At 51.9% G+C, this 1,274-nt stretch carries 1 protein-coding gene; it reads left to right on the top strand.

Annotated features, from left to right (window positions below; genetic code table 11):
- Positions 1-6: 6 nt before the first annotated feature.
- The coding region (locus QP970_RS11560; RefSeq protein ID WP_284772362.1) for an IS256 family transposase at positions 7-1,274 on the top strand (1,268 nt) is incomplete at its 3' end.

Here is a 1,274-nt window from a genome sequence, read left to right as displayed (position 1 = left end):
ACCAGAATGACTACTGTGACAAGACGAGATCCGGCCGATAAAACCAAGATTGATGCGATTGAAAAGAAGCTGCTTGCTAACCCTGAAATCGCGAAACTAATTGATGACCTAGGCACGTCCACAACGGATGCCAATGACCTGGTTCGGGACATGCTGCAAGCCTCAATCGCCAGAGGTTTGAATGCTGAAATGGATGCCCACCTTGGCTACGAGTCTGGTGATAGGAGTGGCAAAGCTGCAGCTGGGACAGACAATTACCGTAACGGCACCTACTCGAAAACCGTGGATTCTAACTACGGTCCGGTAACTGTTGATGTCCCACGCGATCGGGCCGGAACATTCTTGCCGACCATGGTTCCTAAAGGATCGAGACGCTTGACTTACGTTGATGACATGATCGTCAACTTGTACGCCGGTGGAATGACAATAAGGGATATCCAGCACCACATGGCAACTGCGATGCGGGTAGATATTTCCCATGAGACGATTTCTGCGGTTACTGACACCGTCTTGGATGAAGTCATGGTCCTGCAAAACCGCCAGCTAGATGAGTTCTACCCGGTCATTTTCCTGGATGCACTACGTATTAAAGTCCGCGATGTTGGCCGAGTAGTCAACAAGTCCGCGTACATGGCAATCGGGGTGGACCTCGACGGAATTAAGCACATTTTGGGATTGTGGATTGCCAAAGAAGAAGGCGCTTCCTTTTGGGCGCAGGTATGCGCCAATCTTTCCAACCGTGGGGTCAAAGACGTCTTTATTGTTTGCTGTGACGGGCTGAAAGGCCTACCCGAGGCAGTAGAGGCAGCCTGGCCGAACTCTATGGTACAAACCTGTATCGTGCACCTGATACGTGCCGCGAACCGTTGGGTGGCCTACGGGGATCGCCGGGCTGTTTCAGCCGCGTTGAAAAAGATTTATACTGCTGCGGACGAGCCGACGGCACGTGCTGCCTTAGAGGAATTCGAGGCTTCCGAGCTGGGTGAGAAGTATCCCCGCTCAGTCAAGGTCTGGCAGGACGCGTGGGAGCGGTTTGTTCCGTTTCTGCAGTTCCCACCAGCAGCCAGGAAGGTCATCTATACGACGAATTCCATTGAATCTTTTAACAATGAGCTGCGTAAAGCTACTCGCAACAGGGTGCAGTTCACCAACGATGAATCAGCGCTTAAAACACTGTGGTTGATGATCTGCAATATTGAAGATAAGCGAGCCGCCAAGAGAGCAAAGCAGGGCAAACGAGTCTCAAGAACAGCCGGCAGACTCATGGAAGGAGC

This window comes from Corynebacterium sp. MSK073 (assembly GCF_030232085.1).
GTDB lineage: Bacteria > Actinomycetota > Actinomycetes > Mycobacteriales > Mycobacteriaceae > Corynebacterium.
Note: the sequence above shows the minus strand (reverse complement) of the source record. Positions and strands in the feature narration are given on the sequence as shown.